Source organism: Thermoactinomyces sp. DSM 45892, from assembly GCF_900107305.1.
In the GTDB taxonomy this organism is placed as follows: domain Bacteria; phylum Bacillota; class Bacilli; order Thermoactinomycetales; family Thermoactinomycetaceae; genus Baia.
In genome coordinates this window covers 33,519-57,653 of sequence record NZ_FNPL01000004.1, presented here as the reverse complement: position 1 = coordinate 57,653, position 24,135 = coordinate 33,519, and the positions used below count along the sequence as shown (strand labels likewise).

Sequence of the window (24,135 nt, the reverse complement as noted above, 5' to 3'; positions counted from 1 at the left end):
AAAATGTGAAAAACAGAGAATTTTGATTGACCCTTTCATTCCGCACTTGATAGAATCGTTGGAGGGAATAATTTCATCCATTATTAGGAGGAATACATATGAATTCGCCAGTTTATATAGGTAATGACCAAGGATACTATGGAACGAAAGTAGTATCTAAATCTAACGGAAAATTCTATAAAATGTTTATTCGTAACATGGTAGTACCGAACCGAGTAGGGGAAATTACCTACAACAATGATCCTCATAACATTATGTACCGGGAGCGTGAAGGGGATCGCGAGTGGTTCTGTGGGAAGTTGGCAGTTGAACAATCTGGGGATGATGAATTATTTGATTCCCATAAGCGCCGTCTGTTTAGTCCAACTTGGTTTCGTGAACAAGAGTATCAAATTATGTTCCGTGTTAGTACAGGCCTCATGCTTCAGGGTAGTAACGAGCCTATTGTATCCGTAGCCTTACCAACAGATAGCTATATTGATTATAAAGAAGAGTTAAAACGCCGCCTGATCGGACGACATAGCTTCGAAGTAAAACAAGGAAATCTACCTTGGCGTAGAATTGAGTTTGAGATCAAGAAAGAAAATCTCTATGTAATCAGTCAACCGATGGCTACTCTCTTCCACATCGCACTTGATCGTGATGGGAAGTTGCTAAATGAGGATCTCTTTATCCAAAAAGTAAGTATTAACGACCTCGGCTTCGGTACTTCTGACATCGAGACCTTACATGGGGAAACCATTATTAAACGACAAAGCTTTACCTCCCGCCATGCGATGCTAAACGTATATACTCTCCTCTCCAAACGTTTACTAGAATTTACCCGCGGTATCGATCCAGAGAACAATGGCAAAGAGTATCCGATTTGGAGCTTACCTCGCATTGTTCGCTCTGGTGAGATCAGCTTTAAAGGAAAAACGCATGATATTAGCGACATCGTAAGCGAGTCCATTCGTGAAGTTGGAGAATCGTTAGTAGAAGAAGTTTGGCAACGTCTAGACTTTGGAGATGACATCACATACATCATCCTAACCGGAGGCGCGTCCATTCCGTTTAAACCGTTCTACCGTGAGCGCTTTGGCGATAAGTTGATTTTCGCTGAGGATTACGGCATTGATGCCCAATTCGCCAACGGATTTGGTCTCTGCAAATTCTCCCAATCAAAGTCAAAAGCTCAGCCAGTGAAGGATTTACTAGAAGCTGCTGCAACCATTCAACAAGAGTTTACCGTTCCAGATCATCTAAGCGAAAAAGGTTCCAAGAAGAAAGTCGTCGCTGTACCAACAAAGAAATAGCCTCTTATACAAACGCCCCCCCAAAGATATCAAGGGGGGGCGTTTGTATATAAGCAATTGGAGTTGTTTTAAGGGCAACGAGGACAGGAGAGTCTGTTCGATCACGGCTCAAATACCGATCCTCAGAGATGTAGAGATGTCCGCTCCTCCATCCTACGTAGGGGCAGGTGCAAAACTCGCAAAGAACGCTCAGACAAGTTGCACCAAAAGCGCCCCTTACTTCGGAGTTCAAGAACAAATACATGCTTGGACTTCTTAAGTAAATTTATTCATTACAAGCTTAAACATAACTAGTAGACTCTGCTGACTAAGGGCTGAGGATCTGCTCACTGCGAGGTTAGTGATCCTTCTTAGCGTAGTTGTTCGTAGCTAGGATGGTCTGTGGCAATGTTTGAGCGCTTTTTGCGAGTTTTGTCACTTGTCCGAAGCGAAGAAGAACGAAGCGGACTCCCCTACTTCCCATCGAGATCTCCTGCCCCGGGGCACATTAAGTAGCAAATACACAGCCCCGGGGGCCCATGAGTAGTAGAATCCAGATTGTGATATCTTGTTCTTTCCTATTTGAACGATGGACAAATTTCATACTTCATGACACTTCATAGCCAATTTGTTCATCTATCCAACTAAAAAAACAAGCAAACATAATAGTTTTATCTAGAAATGACTTGCAAAAAGAGAGATAATAAAATATATAATTATAACCCGACTGCAAACATCTAAAAGAAGGAGGGAAAGATATGTCTCACTTAGAAGAATTTGACGTGATTATTCTAGGATCGAGAGAAAAAGCTGAACAGGCCATCTTAGCCAGTGAACAACAGGGTCAGAAGGTTCTCTTGATCGATTTAGACCTCCACGTTACAACATCTTTAATCTGTCAAGAAACGCTTTCCACCCATGCATCGCTGAGTAAAGACCACAAAATCGTTGCTCATAAACAAGAAGTACATACCCCACTCCACAAAACAACCACATTCGTATTTCAAACCGAATTGGTTGCCGTGGAGAATCAAACATCTCATGACGGGGCGATAGAAGATATTTTCTTACCAGATGAACGGTATGGGTCCGATTTAGTAGCAACATCGCCTACTGTCTCATCTAGTTATGTAGAAGTAAATGATGATTTAGAATTAAAGGTAGAAGATGATTATTTTGATCCTATAGAAGAATTTGATCCCACTCTAGATGTACATCCTATAGAGAACCTTCCGGAATCCCAAATTGTAGCTCAAAAATGGGATCACGCACCCTCGCAACCAGAGGAACAGCCTGCTCCTCCATCACAGAAGGATACCGGATCAGTTAAGGACGATGACCAAGATGATTCGATCTCAGCTCCTAAGAATCAACCTGAATCTATTTTACCTAGTCTCCTCTGGAACCGGGAAAATTCGCTCAAAGATCGTCTCACTAGAGAACACACTAAAACGGATCTACAAAGCTCTCTTACCAGTCACTTATTTGATAGAATCCAACAGTCTGATAAAAAGAATCTAGCTCATTCTGACATCGATTTAAGGGAATCCCCCCCTTCTCTTGAAGAAGCTGACACACCGATTGAAACGATATCAGATATACCAGAAACAGCATCAGAAAAAGTAGCATTAGAATCTGTTGAAAACCAGAATCAGGACACTGAATTTGTGTTTTCTTTTCAGAAGGCGTCATCATCTAAAGAGCCACATCACACCTATAAAGAACGTGATATTCGCTTAAGGAAGAAGTTTTCTCAGTCCAGGCAACGCAAGCCCTCTCCTGACTCATTTGAGTTCTTTTCCAATGAACCGGAACCAGGAGTCGATCCAAAAGAATCCATCGAGCCGGTGAAGGTAGAAACGCTAAAACCTATGAAGCCATCATCTAACTTGGTTTCTCTCACCTTATTGGAAAAACCAAAAGATACCCAGAAGACTCCCCATCTAGAAGATGAAATCGTAACACCCGATGCCTCATTTGCTCCTAGAAGGCGGTCTCGCACACAAAAGAAAAGTAGACTCTTCCAGAACATTGATCTAAATACGGGAAAAGATACAGAAAAAGAACGAAAAAAAAAGAGTCTAGAACCAAAAGGAGATCACTCCCCTTTTGATCTATTCTCCTTCTCACCTGAAGGCGATCTTAGCACAGGCAAGAGTAGTTATCATGTTGATAACAAGCTCCTCCATGAGAAGGAGAACGACTCAAACCCGCTTGCTTCTCAGCAAAACAATGGATTAAAAGCCGATGAAATTGAGTTTGAAGACGCCTATGGATATAACTCATGGGAGGAATTCCTCACGCCTATCTCCCAGAACAACCGCAAACGACAAGAACTTGATCAAATCGAAAAGCGAAAACTTGCTTTGCGTGGGTTGCACAACTTAATTGATAATCTTGGATAAAAAAAAGCGAATCCTATCGTTGGTAGGAATTCGCTTTTTTGCTTATATAATAGGCTGTTTTACTGGCGTTCCGGCTTTTCGTGGATATACTTTCGGGGTATGATCCCGTTTGGTCAAATGTACCAAGTGCCGGCTTCCCATCTCGTCGGGTAGTGTAAGTTTTCGTACCTCTACTTGGTTCTTTCCTAAGACATGGAGGGCACGCCTTGCTTCTATTACTTCTTCCTCTACTACGGAACCCTTCATCGCGATAAAGCTTCCACCTACCTTTACAAAGGGGAGACAATATTCAGCAATGACATTTAGCTTCGCTACGGCACGGGCGGTCGCTAGATCAAATATCTGTCGATATTCTGTTTGATGCGCAAAATCCTCTGCTCTCCCGTGTATACAAGTCACATGTTGTAAACCAAGCTCTGCCACTACTTGCTCGAGAAACTGAATCCGCTTGCGTGAAGAGTCTAACAGCACCACTTTCCAGTCTGGATTGGCAATTTTAAGCGGGATTCCTGGAAAGCCTGCTCCTGTCCCTACATCGATCATATGGAAGGCTGACTTCCCTTTTTCCCCTAGTTGCAACATCAAGGTAAGGGAGTCGTAGAAGTGCTTCACATACACTTCCCTCTCCTCTGTGATTCCCGTTAGATTCATCACTTTATTGGTTTCGACTAATAGGTGAAAATACTGATCAAACTGCTTTAGCTGTGTCTCATCAAGGTCGATTCCCCATGATTTCACTGCTTCTTGTAACCACAATCCCTGTTCCAAAGAACACCCTCCTTCAAAAATGGATCCGGCTTTCACCAGACCCATCTCGTTATGCTTCAACGGCTTTTGTCCCTTGTTCCATATGCACCATTAAGATCGAGATATCAGCTGGATTCACGCCTGAAATACGTGTTGCTTGCCCCAGTGAAATCGGACGAATCTGCTCTAATTTCTCTCGTGCTTCCGAGGAAATACCTGCAATCTTAGAATAATCGATCCAATGAGGAATCCGCTTTTCTTCCATCTTCTTCATCTTTTCAACTTGTTGTAGTGATTTTGAGATATAACCTTCATATTTGAGTTGAATTTCTACCTGTTCTGCTACATCTGGCGACACGGATTCCTCCGGCGGTGCCATCCTCGCAATCTGCTCATAACCAAGTTCCGGACGCTTAATCAAATTTGCTAATTCAACCGCATTATTGATCTCATTTGTCCCCATATCGCGTAAGATTTGCTGTACTTCTGGTGTTGGACGTACTTTCGTCGCACGCAAACGGGCTATTTCACGGGCGATCGCTTCTTTCTTGGCAGTAAAAAGGCGATAGCGATCTTCCTTAATTAATCCAATGTCATATCCAATCTCTGTTAGTCGAAGATCTGCATTATCATGGCGTAACAAAAGACGATATTCGGCCCGCGAAGTAAGCAGACGATACGGTTCATTTGTCCCCTTCGTCACCAGATCATCAATCAAAACACCAATATAAGCCTCCGATCGATCTAGCACAACCGAATCCTTACCTTGTACTTTTCTCGCAGCATTAATACCCGCCATAACACCTTGAGCTGCAGCTTCTTCATACCCAGAAGTCCCGTTGATCTGTCCGGCTGTAAAGAGTCCAGGCACTTCTTTCGTTTCTAAGCTAGGCCATAATTGAGTAGGAACAATCGCATCGTATTCGATCGCATAACCTGTCCGCATCATCTCGGCTTTTTCCATTCCCTTAATGGTACGCAACATCTCAAGTTGTACATCCTCTGGCAAGCTTGTTGATAATCCCTGAACGTAAATCTCCTCTGTCGCGCGCCCTTCCGGTTCAATAAAGATTTGATGGCGATTTTTATCAGAGAAACGAACAATTTTATCCTCTATGGATGGACAATAGCGAGGACCCCTACCTTCAATCGTACCGGAATACATCGGGGCACGATGTAGATTTTCTTGAATATATTCGTGTGTTTTCTCGTTCGTATACGTTAACCAACATGGAAGTTGATCTGTAATATATTCTGTTGTTTCATAGGAAAAAGCACGTGGAACCTCATCCCCCGGCTGAATCTCCATCACGCTGGTATCGATGCTCTTCGCACTAACACGCGGAGGAGTCCCTGTTTTAAAACGCACCATCTCAAACCCTAACTCCTGCAGATGAAGCGCTAAGTTAATCGATGGCTGCTGATTATTTGGACCACTCTCATAAGCCAAGTCTCCAATAATAATTTTCCCGCGTAAATAGGTCCCCGTTGTAAGAACCACGGATTTCGCACGATATGAAGTACCTGTCCGAGTCATAACGCCCCGGCACTCTCCATCCTCTATGATGAATCGCTCCACCATATTTTGATGAATCTCCAAGTTTGGTTCTTGTTCCAAAACTCGCTTCATCTCACGTTGGTATAATAATTTATCAGCTTGAGCACGTAGCGCATAGACAGCAGGCCCTTTTCCCGTATTTAACATTCTCATTTGGATATGGGTTTTATCTATATTTTTTCCCATCTCCCCGCCAAGTGCATCCAATTCCCGTACCACATGACCCTTCGCAGGTCCCCCTACGGATGGATTACATGGCATATAGGCGATGGTATCTAAACTTAATGTAAGGAGTAACGTCGTACATCCCATACGAGCTGAGGCAAGCGCCGCTTCACATCCGGCATGGCCTGCACCGATGACGATCACGTCATATTGATTATTCATCTTGATTTCTTCACCTCATCATTTACCTAGGCAGAACTGGGAAAAAATCTGGTCAATCAGGTCTTCCGCCACCGCATCTCCAATTACTTCCCCTAGAAACTGCCATGCATTTTTTAGGTCGATCTCCACTAAGTCTAACGGCATCCCGAGCTCAATCCCATTTAACACATCTTGAATGCTATTTTTTGCTTCCTCCAATAGATGGATATGGCGTGCATTGCTCACATACGTACTATCTGCCATTGCTACTTTCCCTGTAAAAAATAAAGAGGAAATTGCTTCTTCCAACTGGTGAATCCCCTGCTCCTCCTTCAAAGAGGTGGTAATCACGGGGGTATGTTCTGAGATAGCTGAACGTACCTCTTCGATCGAACATTTACCAGGCAAATCCATTTTGTTCATAATCACAATCGCCGTCACATGCTGAATCTGCTCTAAGAGTCTGCGATCTTCTTCTTGTAATTCCTCTGCTTGATTTAGCACTAATAATACTAAATCAGCCCGTTCTAAAGCTTGTCGGGAACGCTCGACTCCGATCTGCTCTACCAGATCTTCTGTCTCCCGGATGCCTGCTGTATCTAATAATTTAAGCGGAATCCCGCGAACATTTACATATTCCTCAAGCACATCCCGAGTCGTTCCCGGGATATCCGTCACAATCGCTTTGTTCTCCTGAGTCAATACATTCATCAAAGAGGACTTCCCCACGTTAGGGCGCCCGATGATAGCCGTAGCGATCCCCTCTCGTAAGATCTTCCCTTGACGTGCTGTTTGGAGTAATTCGTCAATATGACCCATAATATATCCACATCGTTCTTGTAAAAACTGACTCGTCATAACTTCAGCGTCATATTCAGGATAGTCTACATTTACCGCTAAATGAGCTAACGTTTCTACGATCTCTTCTCGCAATTGTTGGATTAACTTCGATAAGCGTCCTTCTGCTTGTTGGTTCGCTACTTTAGCTGCGCGATCGGTTTTCGCACGAATCAGGTCCATCACAGCTTCCGCTTGGGACAAATCAATCCGACCATTTAAGAAGGCACGCTTGGTAAATTCTCCTGGTTCCGCCAAACGAATCCCGACCGATAGTAGAGCCTTGAGTGTCGCCTGAACGGGAATCAGTCCACCGTGACAGCTAATCTCTACTACATCTTCTCGTGTAAAGGTTTTAGGTGCACGCATCACTGTAACGAGTACCTCATCAATCCGCTCTTCTGTTTCCGGTTGAACGATATATCCATAACGCACCGTATGTGTCGGCGTTTGTTCTAAGGATTCCTTACCTGTATATAGTTTATCTACTTTTTCAATTGCTTGCGGACCACTCACACGGATGACAGCGATACCGCCTTCACCCAGTGCAGTTGCAATCGCAGCAATTGTATCATTTTCAAATAGCATCTTGTTTCACCTCGATCATCATAACACAATTTTACAATTCCCTTCAAAGATGCAGTTTAACAAAAAACGCCTCCTAGCGAGGATTCAGTTTGTCGACAAAAGCTACATTTGTTTACAGTCTGAATTCCCTCACACAAGAGGCATTTTTCACAGTTGTCATCTTTTATGCCGCTGCTTTTCCTACTTTTTTGCGGCTGAAAATCATGTACTGCAAAATAGTAAAGATATTGCCGTATACCCAGTACAATGCAAGAGCAGAAGGCAAGTTGTAACCAATGATAAAAATCATAATTGGCATAATCCAAATAAGGATTCGTGTTTGTGATGTATTTGCACTTCCTTGTGCAATCATCTGAATATAAGTCGTAAAGGCCGCTAGAAGCGGGAAAATCAAGTAAGGATCTGGTTTTCCTAATTGAAGGTACAAGAAGGTTGATTTTGCTATCTGTGGATCAAATTGAATCGCTTGATAAAAGGCAATAAAGATCGGAATCTGTACCACCATAGGCAGACAGCCTGACATCGGATTTACATTATGCTCTTTATAAAGCTTCATCATCTCTTGCTGTTGCTTCTGTTGATCTTTTTTATATTTCGTACGTAACTTCTGGATCTTAGGCTGAATCACTTGCATCTCTTGCATGCTTCTTTGTTGTTTAATAGACAGTGGCAAGATTAATAAACGTACCAAAAACGTAACGATCAAAATAGAGACCCCATATGTACCAAACAAGTCATAAAAATAATCAAGTAATTGGGAAAGCGGATATACCAAGTAGCGATCCCACAAGCCTGATTCTGGGTCAATCTTCCCTGTTGTTGAACATCCTGTAAGTAGCGCAAAACTAAGAATTAGTACCGTTAACAACATCCATTTGCGGTTCAAACGCACGTCCTCTCCTCCTCTCAGATCATCCCAAGCTATACACGTATCTTTTTTTCGGGAACAGGATCCATTCCACCTGGATGAAACGGATGACACTTAAAAATTCGCATCATCGTAAGCCATGTTCCTTTTACAAAACCGAATCGTTGATAGGCAGTTAAACCGTATTGTGAGCAGGTTGGATAAAATCGGCAAGTGGGCTGAGGTTTCAAAGGGGAGATACATTTGCGATAAAATCGGATCAGAATAATGGCAAAGTCCTTCAACCTATCTCTTCCCTTCTACTGCCTTGTGTATTTTTTCTGAAAGAGCTTGGCCCTTTTAAACACATGACGTAAACTCGATTCCACTTGATAGAAATCCATCGTAGCGGCAGGATTACGGGCGATGATCACAACATCAGTTCCTTTTTTTAAATCAGGAACCCAGTGCCTTGTAACTTCTTTTACTAATCGTTTCACACGATTGCGAACGACTGCATTTCCCACCTTCTTACTCACAGATATACCGATTCGAGGCCCTGGGGGGATCCCTGCCCCAGCTTGACGTGGAGAGAGATACACAACAAACTGACGATTGGCAGCAGATGTTCCTAAACGAAATACACGACGAAAATCATTCCGACGCCTCAGTCTGTATTCTTTCTGCATCTAGCTCCCTCCTCATCTCACATTATCGGCAGATTCATCCTTCTATAAACGATCCTCATATAGAGAAAAAGGCCACTCTACTTAGTGGCCTCTCATTATGCAGAAAGTACTTTTCTGCCCTTTCTTCTACGAGCCGCTAACACTTTGCGACCGTTTTTTGTACTCATACGAGCACGGAAACCATGAACGTTTTTACGTTTACGTTTAGATGGTTGGTAGGTACGTTTCATATTGTTTTACCTGGCAATAGTCGATCCATGACAAATCGACAAACCGGACATATGCCGACCAGGGTGCCTCCCTTCATACGATAAGATGAAAAATTTCCGTAGACAATCTTCCACATTATAGCTTTATCCCTATTGCATTGTCAAGAATAGAAGAATTGTGGATAACTTGTGGGAATCAAACCAGACTTATCCACATGTATCCACTACTTATTCACTCATTATCCAGAAGATATCCACAGGTTGAGTGATTGTGGATAAAAAGTTATCCACAGGCTGTGGACAATGTGGATAAACTGATATGTACATTGTAAATACTGGTATATTCTGATATTCTATTGTTGTTTTCCCCGTGGATAACTTTTTTCCCACTACTAGTTATCCACAATTGTGGATAACTTTCTATCTGTCTCACTATACTCTGTGGATAAATATATGGATACCAATCTTGGGGATAGTGTGGATAAGTTGGTTTAACCTAGATATCATCTAAATTTATACTGTGGATAACATGGAAAAAATTATTTTTTTGGAAGGAGGGTTCTGATCATTGTGGAACATGTTAATGACTTATGGAAAAAAAGCCTTGATCTGATTCAATCCAAGATAAGTAAACCTAGCTTTGAAGCTTGGTTGAAACAGACCGAAGCAATCGAACTTCAAAGTAACAAACTAATTATTGGCGTTCCCTCTACATTTGCACAGGACATGCTCTCAAATCGCTATTACGGAATGATAAAAGATGCGGTTAAAAAAGTTTCTGGTACCAATCTGGAGATTGAAGTGATCAGTCTCGGAACGGAACCGATTCAAGTGCAAGGGGAATTACCAGTTCAGCACATAACAAAAACACCTCATCCGAAACCAGAAGAGGGTAAGAAAGAGTCAGAAGCTCCTTATTCGTCCACTTCCTCTTCAAATGAAGAACCAAGTGAAGAGCCCGATGAAGAAATAGAAGGGTTTGTTCAATCACAGTTAAATCCCAAATATACATTTGATACATTTGTAATCGGGTCCGGGAACCGTTTTGCACATGCTGCTTCTTTAGCTGTTGCCGAAGCACCCGCTAAAGCTTATAATCCGCTCTTTATATATGGTGGGGTCGGCCTCGGAAAAACGCATTTAATGCATGCGATTGGCCATCACGTACTAGCTCATAATCCAAATAGTCGTGTGGTATACCTATCATCTGAAAAGTTTACAAATGAATTTATCAATGCGATCCGAGACAATAGAGCCATTGGTTTCCGTAACAAATATCGAACTGTGGATATCTTGTTAATAGATGATATTCAATTTTTAGCAGGCAAAGAGCAAACCCAAGAAGAATTCTTCCATACATTCAATGCTCTGCATGAAGAGAACAAACAGATTATCATCTCCAGTGATCGTCCTCCGAAAGAAATCCCAACATTAGAAGATCGCCTTCGTTCTCGTTTTGAGTGGGGATTAATTACAGATGTGCAACCCCCTGATCTAGAAACCCGTATTGCCATTCTTCGAAAAAAGGCAATTGCCGACCAGCTTGATGTGCCGAGTGATGTACTGGCTACCATCGCTGATCGAGTCGATACGAATATTCGAGAATTAGAAGGAGCTCTCATCCGCGTCGTCGCCTATTCTGCCTTGATGAATCAATCGATCAGTACTGACTTGGCAGCTGAAGCATTAAAGGATATAATGCCCAATGCTAGACCGAAAGTCATTACAATCGCTGATATTCAGCAGGCGGTTAGCACTTACTATCGTTTACGCGTTGAGGATCTAAAAAGTAAAAAACGCACGAAAACGATCACTCTCCCACGTCAGATTGCCATGTTTATCGCACGTGAGATGACTGATTACTCTCTACCTAAAATCGGTGAAGACTTTGGGGGTAGAGACCACACAACCGTCATCCATGCCCATGAAAAAATCAATCGAGCTCTTTCCAGTGATCCACATCTCCAACAAGCTGTGGATGAATTAAAGAAACGAATTCTGCGAGGCTCCTAGGTTGCTGTGGATACTGTGGATAATTTTGCCAGACTTATGCACACTTTATCCACAGCGTATTTAGGCTTTCTGTCTGGTTCAAGCCGACTTATCCACAGTATCCACAGCCCCTACTACTATTACTACTGATTTTTTATTAAATAATATATATGTATATGGCTCACAAGATGCATTCATGCTATATTTTTTATTTATCCCCAATTGATTGACAGAGGTGAGGAACTCATGAAAATCCGTATTGCCAAATCGGTTCTCGTAGAAGCAGTAGCACAAGTTAGTAAAGCTGTATCTCAAAAGACGACGATTCCCGTTCTAACAGGGATGAAAGCCATTGCTGATCAAGAAGGGTTGCTTCTGACCGGTAGTAATTCTGATATTACGATTCAAGTAAGGATTCCTCATGTAAAAGAGGATCAAGAGCAAGTATTTGTGGAGAAAACAGGGAGTGTCGTCATTCCCGGTAAAATCTTCGGAGAAATGGTAAGGAAGTTACCTGGTGAGTATGTAGAATGGGAAGTAAATGAGCGTTATCAAATTACGATTCAATCAGGTTCAACGGAGTTCCAATTACATGGATTTAATCCAGACGAATACCCTCGCCTTCCACGTCTATCGGCTGATCAAGTTTTCTCGATTCCCGCCGATGAGCTTCGTTCATTAATTCGGCAAACTGGCTTTTCTGTCGCAACGAATGAAGCACGAGGCGTGTTGACAGGTGTATTATGGCAACTCGAAAATGGGATTCTCACCTGTGTTGCCACAGATAGTCATCGTCTTTCTAGACGTCTGATTCCGACTCCGAACACAGGGCAATTATCGTTGGATAACGTAATCCTCCCTGGTAAAAGTATGAGCGAGCTAGCTAAAACCTTTGCCGATGATGAGGATTCGGTTGAAATCGTTGTGGCGGATCATCAACTGTTGGTAAAAAATGAGCATATTGAATTTTATTCTCGTCTCTTAGATGGCACCTATCCAGATACGAATCGAGTGATTCCGCAATGCGGTGATACAGAGTTAATCACTTCAACCAGAGAGTTGTTACAATCTGTTGAGCGTGCTTCTCTTATTAGCCGAGATGGACGGGATAATGTGATAAAATGGACGATGAGCGATGACACGGTGGAGGTTACCTCTGTGTCGCAAGATATCGGAAGTGTTACAGAAGAAGTGAAGGCTCGTGTAAAAGGAACTGCGCTAGGAATCTCGTTTAATGCACGTTACATGATTGAAGCGCTACGGTCGATTGACAGCGATGAGATTCGCATTCAATTTACGGGGACAATGACTCCATTTATCATTCAGCCTGCAGACCGTGAAGATACATTACACCTCATCGTACCAATCCGTACGCGTTAAAAAGAAGGATGTTGAGTCATGAAGCACGTATATATTGACGGGCCCTATATTCAGCTAGGGCAACTATTAAAAAAAGTAGATGCGATTGATAGCGGTGGTTTCGCAAAGATGTTTTTAGCCGACAATGAAATATATGTCAATCAAGAGCTAGAGAATAGACGGGGTCGAAAGATTTATCCACAGGATGTTGTGGATATCCGAAGCTTCGGTCGCTTTCTCATATTGTCTGAGAAATAGGGGGTTGCCCAAGGTGCGTGTTCAGTCACTAGAGATTCAGCGCTACCGCAATATTTCTCAGCTTTCACTCGATTGCCCACAAGATCTCCACATCTTTGTGGGGCCTAATGCGCAAGGCAAGACCAATATCTTAGAATCCCTCTATCTTCTGGCGCTTGGAAAATCGCATCGAACCCGTTCTACGAAGGAATTAATTCAGTTTGGTGAGCAACATGCGATCCTAAAAGCGAGGGTCAAACGAAATGAAACCGGATCCAGGTTAGAGGTACGGTTGCGCGATCTGGGAAAAAAAGTTAGCATTAATGGGATAGAACAACCGAAGTTAAGTCAGTATATCGGCTTCTTACCAGCTATTTTGTTTGCCCCAGAAGACCTCGCAATCGTCAAAGGTAGCCCTCAAATTAGGCGGCGTTTCTTGGATATGGAGATTGGACAAGTGAGCCCTACCTATCTGTACCATTTGTCTCAGTTACATAAACTTCTTACCCAGAGAAATAGTTTGCTGAAAGGACTCGGTACAAATAAAAAATTCCAAGTTGAATTTTTAGATGTATACGATGAACAGCTCATATCTCTTTCCCTAGAATTGTGGAGAAAGAGATTTCATTTTCTCAAGCAATTAACAAAGTGGTCTCAGGAGATTCATCAATCCATCACGAGTGCCAATGAGGAATTGCTGATTGAATATCTTCCCTCCATCCCCATTACAGCAGACCTAGCGATTGAAGAATGGCGCGCGGTTTTTCAAGCCGAGTTACAGAAGGTTCGCGAAAAAGAAATTCGTAGGGGATCTACGCTACTCGGACCGCAACGCGATGATTTTCGCTTGGTGGCCAATGGACTGGATCTTCATACATTTGGTTCACAGGGGCAACAGAGAACGGCTGCCCTCTCCTTGAAATTGGCCGAAATCGAGCTGATTCAACAGGAAACAGGTACATACCCCATTTTATTATTGGATGATGTTTTATCGGAGTTAGATGATTCGAGGAAAACGCATCTCCTTGAAGCGATTCGAGGGCGGGTTCAAACATTTGTCACGACTACGAACCTAGAGGGAATTGATGGGGAGACGCTGGCTAAAGCACAGATTTATCAAATCCAGCAAGGAAACATTCGGGAGTTGAGGTGAGAATATGTACATTCACTTAGGTGGAGATCAAATTGTAAGGGCGAGGGATGTAATTGCTATTTTGGATCATCAATCTATGGATTCCCTCTCCTTTTTAGAATCGAGCAAACAAGCAGGTCGACTAGTTGATATTCCAGATGATGAAGTGAAGTCGTATGTTGTGACATCTCATCGTGTGTATTCATCCCCTATCTCCTCCGTCACCTTGATGAGACGGGCAAAGCAGATCAGGGTTTTTCATAAAAACAAATGAAAGTTGATTCATGAGAGAGTAGGTGAGTAGATTTGACAGCACAAAACAGCAATAACTACGATGCTTCTCAGATTCAGGTACTAGAAGGTTTGGAGGCGGTTCGAAAGCGTCCAGGGATGTATATCGGTTCTACTTCCAGCCGCGGTTTGCATCATCTGGTATGGGAAGTGGTCGATAACAGTATTGACGAGGCTTTAGCGGGCTACTGCGACACCATTCAAGTCATTGTAAACGAAGATAATAGTATTACCGTTACGGATAATGGGCGGGGAATCCCAGTGGGAATCCAACCGAAGCTTGGGAAGACAGCAGTAGAAGTCGTTATGACAGTGCTACATGCAGGCGGTAAATTTGATAGTGAGGGGTACAAATTCTCAGGTGGTCTCCATGGAGTTGGGGTATCGGTTGTGAATGCTCTCTCTACTGAACTAGAGGTATATGTGCATCAGGATGGGAAGATTCACTATCAAAAATATCATCGCGGGGTTCCAGAGGCGGATTTAAAAGTAATCGGTACAACGGATCAAAGAGGAACGCACATCACGTTTACACCGGATCCAACGATTTTTACCGAAACGACCGAATATGATTTTGATACTCTACAAAATCGCTTACGTGAACTTGCTTTCTTAAATCGCGGTGTAAACATTACCATCGAGGATAAACGCGGAGATGGAAAAAAGAAGGAATTTAAGTTTGATGGTGGAATTCAATCATTTGTCGAATATTTGAATCGGAATCGAGAAGCATTGCATGATCCGCCGATCTACGTCGAAGGTGAGCGGGAAGGAATCCCTGTTCAAGTTTCGATGCAGTATAATGATTCCTACACCTCGAACATTTATTCGTATGCAAATAATATTCATACGCATGAGGGTGGAACACATGAATCCGGTTTCAAATCCGCTCTAACACGTGTAGTAAATGATTATGCGCGTAGAAATAGTCTGATCAAAGATAGTGATAGCAACCTATCCGGTGATGACGTCAGGGAAGGGCTTACCGCGATTATTAGCGTAAAACTGGCTGATCCACAGTTCGAAGGACAGACCAAGACAAAGCTAGGAAATAGCGAAGCTCGTACGGCGACAGAACAAGTTTTTGGTGAGAAATTAGCTGAGTTTCTAGATGAAAATCCAGCTACTGCGAAAAAAGTAATCGGGAAAGCCTTAATGGCCGCGCGTGCCCGGGAAGCCGCTCGTAAAGCTCGTGAATTGACCCGAAGAAAGAGTGCGCTCGAAGTTAGTTCCTTACCAGGGAAATTAGCAGATTGTACCAGTCGTGATGCGGAGATTAGTGAGATTTACTTAGTAGAGGGTGATTCCGCGGGTGGAACAGCGAAGCAAGGACGTGACCGCATGTTCCAAGCGATCCTGCCACTTAGGGGAAAAATCCTTAACGTAGAAAAAGCACGTTTAGATAAAGCGTTGTCAAACGAAGAAATTCGTACGATGATTACTGCTTTTGGTACAGGAATCTCGGACGATTTTAACATTGAAAAAGCACGGTACCACAAGATTGTGATTATGACCGATGCGGACGTTGACGGGGCTCACATCCGTACCCTACTTCTCACCTTCTTCTATCGCTACATGAGACCGCTGATCGAACATGGTTATGTATACATTGCACAGCCTCCTTTGTTTAAGATTATGCAAGGGAAAAAGGTATTGTACGCGTATAATGATCGAATGAAAGACGAGTTGGTTAAAACCCTAGAAGGAAAAGGAAAGATCGATATTCAGCGTTACAAAGGTTTGGGTGAGATGAATGCTGGACAGCTCTGGGAGACGACGATGGACCCAGAGAGCCGTACCCTCCTTCAGGTATCTCTAGACGATGCGATGGATGCTGATGAAGTATTTGAAATGTTGATGGGAGACCGTGTAGAACCACGTCGTGATTTCATCCAAGAGTATGCCAAACAAGCGAATTTAGACATCTAGAGTGGGTTGATAGAGGAGCGAGGAGTGATGAATTTTGTCAGCAAGTGAACGGATTCAAGAAATCAATATTAGTCAAGAGATGAAAACATCGTTCCTAGACTATGCGATGAGTGTAATTGTCAGTCGTGCGCTACCCGATGTACGGGATGGACTCAAGCCTGTTCATCGTCGTATTTTATATGCGATGTATGAAAACAACATGACACCCGACAAGCCTTATAAAAAATCGGCACACGTAGTGGGTAACGTAATTGCGAAGTATCACCCTCACGGGGATTCCGCTATTTATGATGCGATGGTAAGAATGGCCCAAAACTTCTCCTACCGCTACATGTTGGTAGATGGCCACGGTAACTTTGGTTCAGTCGATGGAGATGCAGCGGCTGCCATGCGTTATACTGAAGCACGTCTAGCGCCGATTACGCTAGAGTTGCTCCGTGATATCCAGAAAGATGTTATTGATTATGGTCCTAACTACGATGGTCAATATGAGGAGCCACTTGTACTACCTGCCAGATTTCCAAACTTACTAGTCAACGGAGCCGCGGGGATTGCAGTGGGGATGGCGACGAATATTCCACCTCACAACCTGACAGAAGTGATCAATGGATTGCTCATGGTGATTGATAATCCAGAGGTGGAAATAGACGAGCTGATGACGGTTGTCAAAGGGCCTGATTTTCCTACAGGTGGGATCATCCTCGGCTATGAAGGAATCCGCAAGGCGTTCCGTACGGGCCGCGGCTCCGTACAGATTCGTGCCAAGACGAGAATGGAAGAGTCGAACAACGGTAAGACACGTATTATCGTAGAAGAACTTCCGTATCAAGTAAATAAAGCGAAATTGGTAGAGAAGATCGCTGAGCTTGTCCGTGATAAAAAGATTGAGGGAATCACCGATTTACGTGACGAGTCAGATCGTAATGGGATGCGTGTGGTCATTGAACTTCGTCGTGATGTGAATCCAATGATCATCTTGAATAATCTTTATAAACACACTACCTTACAAACAAGTTTCGGTGTAAACACATTGGCTTTGGTAAAGGGACAACCACAAGTCTTAAACCTGAAGCAGATGCTTAGCCATTATCTAGAACACCAAATTGAGGTTATTACACGTCGTACTCAATTTGACCTGAATAAGGCAGAAGAGCGTGCTCATATCTTAGAAGGTCTACGGATTGCGCTCGATCATATCGATGAAGTGATCGCTCTAATCCGTGGTTCACAGACAACCGTAGAAGCTCGTGAAGGATTAATGGAGCGATTTGGTTTGTCTGAGAAACAGTCAAATGCGATTCTTGATATGCGTCTCCAGCGCTTAACAGGTCTTGAGCGCGATAAAATCGAAGGCGAGTATCAAGATTTGATCAAACTGATTGCAGAGCTACGTGGAATTCTAGCAGATCCTGCCAAAATATTAGCGATCGTTCGAGAAGAAGCGGTCGAGGTGCAAAGACAGTTTGGTGATGAGCGAAGAACGCGTATCAAGATGGACGAAGGTGTCATTATCGATGAGGACTTGATTCCTCAAGAAGAAGTTTCCATCATGATGACGCATCGTGGTTATATCAAACGGATGCCACTTAATAGTTATCGTGCGCAGAAGCGTGGTGGACGCGGTGTTACGGGTATGGGAACGAAAGACGATGATTTTGTTCATCATCTCTTTGCAACCCACTCCCATAATCATCTCCTCTTCTTCTCCAACAAAGGGAAAGTATATCGCATGAAGGCGTATGAAGTTCCTGAGTTAGGCCGAGCTGCTAGGGGAACCCCGATCATTAACTTGATTCAAATTGATCAGGATGAGCGGATTCAGGCAATTATTACAGTAAAAGAGTTTGTAGAGGATAAATATCTCTTCTTTGCTACCCAGCAAGGAGTGGTGAAAAAGACCTCTCTGTCTGAATTTGAAAATATCCGTAAAAATGGTCTCTTTGCGATCAATCTACGTGAAGGGGACGAGCTAATTGGCGTCCACTTAACGGATGGACAGCAAGAAATCCTGATGGGGACGAAACAAGGCATGTCGATCCGCTTCCCAGAGATGGATGTACGTATGATGGGCCGTTCTGCTACAGGTGTAAAAGGAATTACCTTAGCAGAATCTGATAAAGTGATTGATATGGACGTAGTAACTCCTGATCTGGATGTTCTGATTGTCACGAAAAAAGGCTTTGGAAAACGTACGCCGATCGATGAATACCGTGTTCAATCTCGCGGTGGTAAAGGAATTAAAACCATGGGAATCACGGCGAGAAAAGGTGAAGTCATTAGCCATAAAGTCGTCTCTCCAGTAGAAGACCTGATGATTGTTACCCAATCGGGTATCGTGATCCGTCTAAATATCAACGAGATCTCTTCCATGGGCCGTTATGCGCAAGGTGTAAAGCTGATTCGCGTTGATGGTGAGGAAGAAGTGGCAACTGTAGCACGTGTTCAACGTACGGATGATGAAGAACTCGAATCAACCCAAGAAAGTTCATCGGAAGAAGCTACCGAATAAGATAGACATACTCTTTTCCGTGTAGTTGATTAAGCATGAGATTTGGAAACTTTCGCTGTACGATGCGAAGTAATTCTTGAATGAGGATTCCTTCCATCGAGGTAGTCGCATCCATGATGTCAGCCCAAAGTGGCGGCTCATAGCGACTTAGCATGCTTAGGCTAAACAGTAAAAGATACTCAGCTTCCACTTCCGGAATGGGTTCAACTAGGTGATTATTTCGTATCCACACGAAATAATCACCTTTTTTATTTTGATACAGATAGGGATGCCGAATCACTTGATCCTGTTTACCCGACCAAGTAACTTGAAAGTGAGTTTTCCCCTTCTCCCCCTCCACATCAACCAACCGAAAAAGCCCATCTTTACTCTTGCTATTCAACCATTCTACAAAACGTTCTTGACTATATTTATAGTGCTCTAAAATAGTATTCGGGAGTGTAACCAATACATTTTTCTGATCTTCTTCGACTATGACTGGTAAAAAATGATTATACTGGGTAACTTTATATACAGTATCTTGTATATCCGGAATCATCTGCATCAGTTGAATCGGGCTGTAGTCTGTCCGATGATGGCTCGAAAAAAGAGCTTGATAATGGGGAAAAAGCCCATCTTTTTGCACTCGTATATCATCAAAGAAGAAACGAAATAGCTCCTTCTTCTTTTTTTTAGTGGAGATTCCGTGTTTAAGAACATGTGAATTTTGTGGATAAAAAGGATCTACCGTTAAAATAAGAGCTTTTAACAAGCTCATCATCCCATAATAAAGATGCGTTGGCTTCATCCAATTCGTGATTTCATGAGCCGACTGAAAGATTTGTCTCGCTTGACGTATGTAAATCAAAAATGGAGTTACATTACGAAAAGAGAGTCGATCAGGATGTTCTACATCTAGTTGTGAGTACTTGTCTTTTAGAAAGTCTCGAGCGATCAATTCATTTTCAAAGTAGGCAAGCTCTCCCCAGATTGCTCTTTCGGGGGATTCCGTGTATATCTCGACTTTCATAATCCAATCACCTCATCTTCTCTTACTTATCCACATTTATTCACAAGTTATGCACAGGGGTTGAAAGAAATATGTGGAACAAAGCTATAGTAAGAGATTTTCATTCTTGACGGGGTAGGAACGCTCTGTTAAACTTTCAAAAAATCTTGCTTGCTTCTAGAGAAAGAAGGGACTTGTAAACATGTGGGATCAGAAATTTACAAAAGAAGGATTAACCTTTGATGATGTGCTATTAATTCCTGCTCGTTCTGAAGTTCTGCCTAATCAGGTTAGTGTTGCGACGAAATTAGGACCTCATATTCAGTTAAATATTCCATTAATTAGTGCGGGTATGGATACCGTTACAGAATCAGCTCTAGCTATCTCGATTGCGAGGCAAGGCGGCTTAGGAATCATCCATAAGAATATGAAAGTAGAGGAGCAAGCGGAGGAAGTAGATCGTGTAAAACGCTCGGAAAGTGGCGTAATTACGAAGCCCTTCTACTTACATCCGCATCATCAAGTTCATGATGCAGAGGCTTTGATGGCTAAATATCGTATTTCGGGTGTACCGATCGTAGATGAACAGATTCGTTTAGTAGGAATCCTGACGAATCGCGACTTACGATTTATCCACAACTACTCCACTGTGATTTCAGATGTTATGACGAAAGATAATTTAGTAACCGCACCAGTTGGTACGACACTAAAAGAAGCGGAAGACATCCTGCAACATTATAAGATTGAAAAGCTCCCACTTGTTGATGATCAGGGAATCTTAAAAGGACTTATTACGATTAAGGATATAGAGAAAGCGACCCAGTTTCCAAATTCGGCTAAAGATAGTCAAGGAAGACTTCTTGTGGGAGCAGCAGTTGGCGTATCCAAAGATACAATGCGACGTGTTGAAGCACTTGTGAAAGCGGAAGTAGACGCAGTCGTTGTCGATACAGCTCACGGACACTCTATGGGGGTTCTCGAGACCGTTCGTAAGCTACGGGACTTATACCCTGATCTTACGATTATCGCTGGAAACGTAGCTACAGGCGATGGGACAAGGGACCTCATCGAGGCAGGGGCTTCCGTTGTCAAAGTAGGAATTGGACCTGGTTCCATCTGTACGACACGTGTCGTTGCTGGAATCGGAGTTCCGCAAGTTACAGCCATTTATGATTGTGCTTCCGTAGCTCGGGAATACGGAGTCCCTGTTATAGCAGACGGTGGGATCCGTTACTCTGGAGATATCGTAAAAGCGATTAGTGCAGGTGCAAGTGCTGTGATGTTAGGAAGTATCTTTGCTGGTACGGAGGAAGCCCCGGGAGATACTGAAATTTATCAAGGTCGCCGGTTTAAGGTATATCGAGGTATGGGGTCGATTGGCGCGATGGAAGCAGGTAGTAAAGACCGCTACTTCCAGGAAAATGAGCGGAAGTTGGTACCAGAAGGAATCGAAGGTCGTGTCCCATATAAAGGACCTTTAGTCGATACGACTTATCAGTTGGTTGGAGGTCTTCGTTCAGGTATGGGTTATTGTGGCGCGGCAACGATTCTTGATTTACAGAATCATAGTCGTTTTATTCGTATCACAAGTGCTTCACTACGTGAGTCGCATCCACATGATGTGCAGATTACCAAAGAAGCACCGAATTATCACGGATAAATGATCACATATAGTCGCATTTGAGAAGAGGGTGGGGATATCCCACTCTTTTCTTATTTTCATAGTGGAGATATTTTTGTAGAATGAAATGATTAGAGGTATAGAATGGTTGATCAGATCAAAATAGGAATTGGAACGGTTTCGAAACTTGAACGAATTGTCACTTCCTTATCCCGATACATGTTGTAAGCTAATTCTTAATAAGTTTCATTTGCTATTATATATTTCTTCTGGAGGGGCCATTGTGAAAGCACGATATAGAAAGATATGGATTAGTCTTATCCCGATATTTATGGTGATCCTCTGTCCTTATCAAGCCTGGGCTGCACAGTCCTTGTCATCTGTGCAAGCAGAGTCTTATTTTTTGATGGATGCAGAATCAGGTGTTATTTTGGCTGAGAAAGATGCAGAGACGCCGCGACCACCTGCCAGTATGACGAAGATGATGACGCATTTTATTATATTGGATGAGATAAAAAAGGGCACAATAAAGTGGGATGATGTCGTTAAGATAAGCACCCGTGCAGCGGCGATTAATGAGGGTGGAATTTCTTTAGAACCAGATGAAGCGTTGACGGTGAAGGATTTATTTATCTCTTCTGTCGTAAAGTCGGCCAATGATGCTACGATTGCTCTATCTGAATATGTAGCTGGATCGGAAGCTAAGTTTGTGGAGCGGATGAATAAGAAAGCAACAGAGCTCGGAATGAAAAGTACTCACTTCCGGAATACAACCGGTTTGAATATGGAGGACTACGGAAACCATGCTCCAGAAGTGCCTGGGGAACATGTGATGGGAGCACAAGATTCTGCGATTCTAGGGGATGCACTCTTACGGAGTCATCCCGAAATTTTAACGTATACTTCCATCGCGAATCATATTGTACACAAAGATAAGAAAGACCTGACTATCAATAGCTCAAACCTCATGTTACCAGCGCGAAATAAACTGGCTTATGAGGGAGTAGATGGACTTAAGACGGGTCATACCAAATTGGCAGGCTATTGCTTCACAAGTACGGCAAAAAAAGGGGATTTACGAGTGATCTCCGTGGTAATGAAAACTAAATCCGATTCTGAGAGATTTGTAGAGACCAAAAAATTGTTAGATTATGCGTTTGAACAATATGAAGGGAAAACGCTTGTGAAAAAGGGTGCACCAGTACCTGGAAATGAAAATATGGCGTTGCCTAATGGTGTGGAAAAGTCCGTTGAGGTACAAGCTAAGTCTGACATAAGCCTACCTGTGAAAAAAGGTGCAAGTGAAAAGGACTATGAATACAAAGTAACCTTTGCTTCGGGTGTGAAAGCGCCCGTTTCGGCAGGGACAGAAGTGGGGAAAGTAGAGGTCCTTTATCAAGGCAAAAGTATACCCGGATTTAAATCGATTCCATTAGTTGCTTCAAAGAATGTGGAGGAAGGTAGCTGGGTTCGTTTATTCTTCCGTTCCATTGGGGATGAAATATCAAGCTGGTTTTAACACTGCGGGGACTGAACATCTGCTTTTCTTGTCAATGTAGACCATTTCTTATACAATTGATTAATAGTAATGAAGCCAAAAGCAATAGTTATATATATTGATCTTATAGGCACACATAGGAGGAAGATACCATGAGTCAAAATCATCAAGTTGGGACAGATCTTGTAAAACGCGGTATGGCTGAAATGCAAAAAGGCGGCGTTATTATGGACGTTGTCAATGCCGAGCAAGCGAAAATTGCTGAAGCTGCAGGTGCAGTGGCAGTAATGGCTTTGGAGCGTGTTCCATCTGATATTCGGAAAGCTGGCGGAGTAGCACGTATGGCTGATCTTCGTATCGTGGAAGAAGTGATGGCGGCGGTATCCATTCCTGTTATGGCAAAAGCACGGATCGGTCATTTTGTAGAAGCACGTGCCTTAGAAGCGATGGGTGTTGACTACATCGATGAATCAGAAGTACTCACCCCTGCGGATGAAGTTTATCATATCGATAAAGCACAATTCACCGTACCTTTCGTGTGCGGTGCTCGTAACCTTGGAGAAGCTTTACGTCGTGTTGGTGAAGGTGCATCGATGCTTCGTACAAAAGGCGAGCCGGGAACAGGTAACATTGTAGAAGCCGTTCGTCATATGCGAATGATGCAAAGCCAAATCCGTAAAGTACAAGGCATGTCCCGTGATGAACTCATGACAGAAGCAAAGGACCTAGGCGCACCTTATGAGCTCCTTCTTCAAATTCATGAGACAGGTAGATTACCTGTTGTAAACTTTGCTGCAGGTGGCGTGGCAACTCCAGCAGACGCGGCATTGATGATGCATCTTGGTTCAGACGGTGTATTTGTGGGCTCTGGTATCTTTAAGTCTGAGAATCCAGAGAAATTTGCCCGTGCGATCGTCGAAGCGACCACTCATTACAACGACTATGACCTCATTGTACGTGTATCAAAAGAACTAGGTGGTAGTCCGATGACTGGCTTAGAAATCTCAAAACTACGCCCAGAAGACCGTATGCAAGAGCGTGGCTGGTAAGAGACTAGGA

At 43.1% G+C, this 24,135-nt stretch carries 21 protein-coding genes; 12 read left to right on the top strand and 9 right to left on the bottom strand.

Annotated features, from left to right (window positions below):
* Positions 1-98 precede the first annotated feature (98 nt).
* Positions 99-1,295, top strand: a complete 1,197-nt coding sequence (locus BLU58_RS04255) for a ParM/StbA family protein (protein WP_093290988.1) — start codon at positions 99-101, stop codon at positions 1,293-1,295.
* A gap of 337 nt (positions 1,296-1,632) precedes the next feature.
* Here the strand turns inward: BLU58_RS04255 and BLU58_RS16785 are convergent, their stop codons facing one another.
* Positions 1,633-1,758 (bottom strand): hypothetical protein, encoded by a 126-nt coding sequence (locus BLU58_RS16785; RefSeq protein WP_255404587.1) that lies wholly within the window; start codon positions 1,756-1,758, stop codon positions 1,633-1,635.
* 274 nt (positions 1,759-2,032) lie between these two features.
* Here BLU58_RS16785 and BLU58_RS04245 point away from each other — a divergent pair, with 274 nt between their 5' ends.
* Positions 2,033-3,679: a hypothetical protein gene (locus BLU58_RS04245; RefSeq protein WP_093290986.1), complete on the top strand. Its 1,647-nt coding sequence runs from the start codon at positions 2,033-2,035 to the stop codon at positions 3,677-3,679.
* 42 nt (positions 3,680-3,721) lie between these two features.
* Here the strand turns inward: BLU58_RS04245 and rsmG are convergent, their stop codons facing one another.
* From rsmG to rpmH, 7 genes are all read right to left on the bottom strand, one after another.
* Positions 3,722-4,447: a 16S rRNA (guanine(527)-N(7))-methyltransferase RsmG gene (rsmG, locus tag BLU58_RS04240; protein WP_255404586.1), complete on the bottom strand. Its 726-nt coding sequence runs from the start codon at positions 4,445-4,447 to the stop codon at positions 3,722-3,724.
* A gap of 49 nt (positions 4,448-4,496) precedes the next feature.
* Entirely contained in the window at positions 4,497-6,371 is a 1,875-nt protein-coding gene (gene mnmG / locus BLU58_RS04235) for a tRNA uridine-5-carboxymethylaminomethyl(34) synthesis enzyme MnmG (RefSeq protein WP_093290985.1), read from the bottom strand.
* Positions 6,372-6,389: 18 nt separating this feature from the next.
* Positions 6,390-7,775, bottom strand: coding sequence for a tRNA uridine-5-carboxymethylaminomethyl(34) synthesis GTPase MnmE (mnmE, locus tag BLU58_RS04230; RefSeq protein ID WP_093290984.1), 1,386 nt, complete (start codon positions 7,773-7,775; stop codon positions 6,390-6,392).
* 163 nt (positions 7,776-7,938) lie between these two features.
* Positions 7,939-8,667, bottom strand: coding sequence for a membrane protein insertase YidC (yidC, locus tag BLU58_RS04225; protein WP_255404585.1), 729 nt, complete (start codon positions 8,665-8,667; stop codon positions 7,939-7,941).
* A gap of 29 nt (positions 8,668-8,696) precedes the next feature.
* Positions 8,697-8,927: a membrane protein insertion efficiency factor YidD gene (gene yidD, locus BLU58_RS04220; protein ID WP_072332195.1), complete on the bottom strand. Its 231-nt coding sequence runs from the start codon at positions 8,925-8,927 to the stop codon at positions 8,697-8,699.
* Positions 8,928-8,942: 15 nt separating this feature from the next.
* On the bottom strand, positions 8,943-9,311 hold the full coding sequence (rnpA, locus tag BLU58_RS04215; protein WP_093290983.1) for a ribonuclease P protein component: 369 nt from the start codon (positions 9,309-9,311) through the stop codon (positions 8,943-8,945).
* A 95-nt stretch (positions 9,312-9,406) separates the two neighbouring features.
* On the bottom strand, positions 9,407-9,541 hold the full coding sequence (gene rpmH / locus BLU58_RS04210) for a 50S ribosomal protein L34 (protein WP_093290982.1): 135 nt from the start codon (positions 9,539-9,541) through the stop codon (positions 9,407-9,409).
* Between the two features lie 549 nt (positions 9,542-10,090).
* Here rpmH and dnaA point away from each other — a divergent pair.
* The 7 genes from dnaA (at position 10,091) to gyrA (ending at position 18,969) form a co-directional block, all read left to right on the top strand.
* The gene (dnaA, locus tag BLU58_RS04205; RefSeq protein ID WP_143123698.1) at positions 10,091-11,533 is read left to right on the top strand and encodes a chromosomal replication initiator protein DnaA; all 1,443 of its coding nucleotides are present in this window, start codon (positions 10,091-10,093) and stop codon (positions 11,531-11,533) included.
* 225 nt (positions 11,534-11,758) lie between these two features.
* Positions 11,759-12,892, top strand: coding sequence for a DNA polymerase III subunit beta (dnaN, locus tag BLU58_RS04200; protein ID WP_093290980.1), 1,134 nt, complete (start codon positions 11,759-11,761; stop codon positions 12,890-12,892).
* Between the two features lie 18 nt (positions 12,893-12,910).
* Positions 12,911-13,129, top strand: a complete 219-nt coding sequence (gene yaaA / locus BLU58_RS04195; protein ID WP_093290979.1) for a S4 domain-containing protein YaaA — start codon at positions 12,911-12,913, stop codon at positions 13,127-13,129.
* Between the two features lie 13 nt (positions 13,130-13,142).
* Positions 13,143-14,261 (top strand): DNA replication/repair protein RecF, encoded by a 1,119-nt coding sequence (gene recF / locus BLU58_RS04190; RefSeq protein WP_093290978.1) that lies wholly within the window; start codon positions 13,143-13,145, stop codon positions 14,259-14,261.
* Between the two features lie 4 nt (positions 14,262-14,265).
* Positions 14,266-14,514, top strand: a complete 249-nt coding sequence (gene remB / locus BLU58_RS04185) for an extracellular matrix regulator RemB (protein ID WP_093290977.1) — start codon at positions 14,266-14,268, stop codon at positions 14,512-14,514.
* A gap of 32 nt (positions 14,515-14,546) precedes the next feature.
* Positions 14,547-16,460: a DNA topoisomerase (ATP-hydrolyzing) subunit B gene (gene gyrB, locus BLU58_RS04180; protein ID WP_093290976.1), complete on the top strand. Its 1,914-nt coding sequence runs from the start codon at positions 14,547-14,549 to the stop codon at positions 16,458-16,460.
* A 31-nt stretch (positions 16,461-16,491) separates the two neighbouring features.
* The gene (gene gyrA, locus BLU58_RS04175; RefSeq protein WP_369813682.1) at positions 16,492-18,969 is read left to right on the top strand and encodes a DNA gyrase subunit A; all 2,478 of its coding nucleotides are present in this window, start codon (positions 16,492-16,494) and stop codon (positions 18,967-18,969) included.
* On the opposite strand, the gene BLU58_RS04170 is transcribed toward gyrA, so the two are convergent.
* Positions 18,959-19,978 (bottom strand): YaaC family protein, encoded by a 1,020-nt coding sequence (locus BLU58_RS04170; protein WP_093290974.1) that lies wholly within the window; start codon positions 19,976-19,978, stop codon positions 18,959-18,961. The two genes, gyrA and BLU58_RS04170, sit on opposite strands and share 11 nt — an antisense overlap.
* 181 nt (positions 19,979-20,159) lie before the next feature.
* On the opposite strand from BLU58_RS04170, the gene guaB reads away from it, so the two are divergent.
* The 3 genes from guaB (at position 20,160) to pdxS (ending at position 24,125) form a co-directional block, all read left to right on the top strand.
* Positions 20,160-21,617 (top strand): IMP dehydrogenase, encoded by a 1,458-nt coding sequence (gene guaB / locus BLU58_RS04165; RefSeq protein ID WP_093290973.1) that lies wholly within the window; start codon positions 20,160-20,162, stop codon positions 21,615-21,617.
* 244 nt (positions 21,618-21,861) lie between these two features.
* Positions 21,862-23,097 (top strand): D-alanyl-D-alanine carboxypeptidase family protein, encoded by a 1,236-nt coding sequence (locus tag BLU58_RS04160; RefSeq protein WP_093290972.1) that lies wholly within the window; start codon positions 21,862-21,864, stop codon positions 23,095-23,097.
* 131 nt (positions 23,098-23,228) lie between these two features.
* On the top strand, positions 23,229-24,125 hold the full coding sequence (gene pdxS, locus BLU58_RS04155; protein ID WP_093290971.1) for a pyridoxal 5'-phosphate synthase lyase subunit PdxS: 897 nt from the start codon (positions 23,229-23,231) through the stop codon (positions 24,123-24,125).
* Positions 24,126-24,135: the final 10 nt, after the last annotated feature.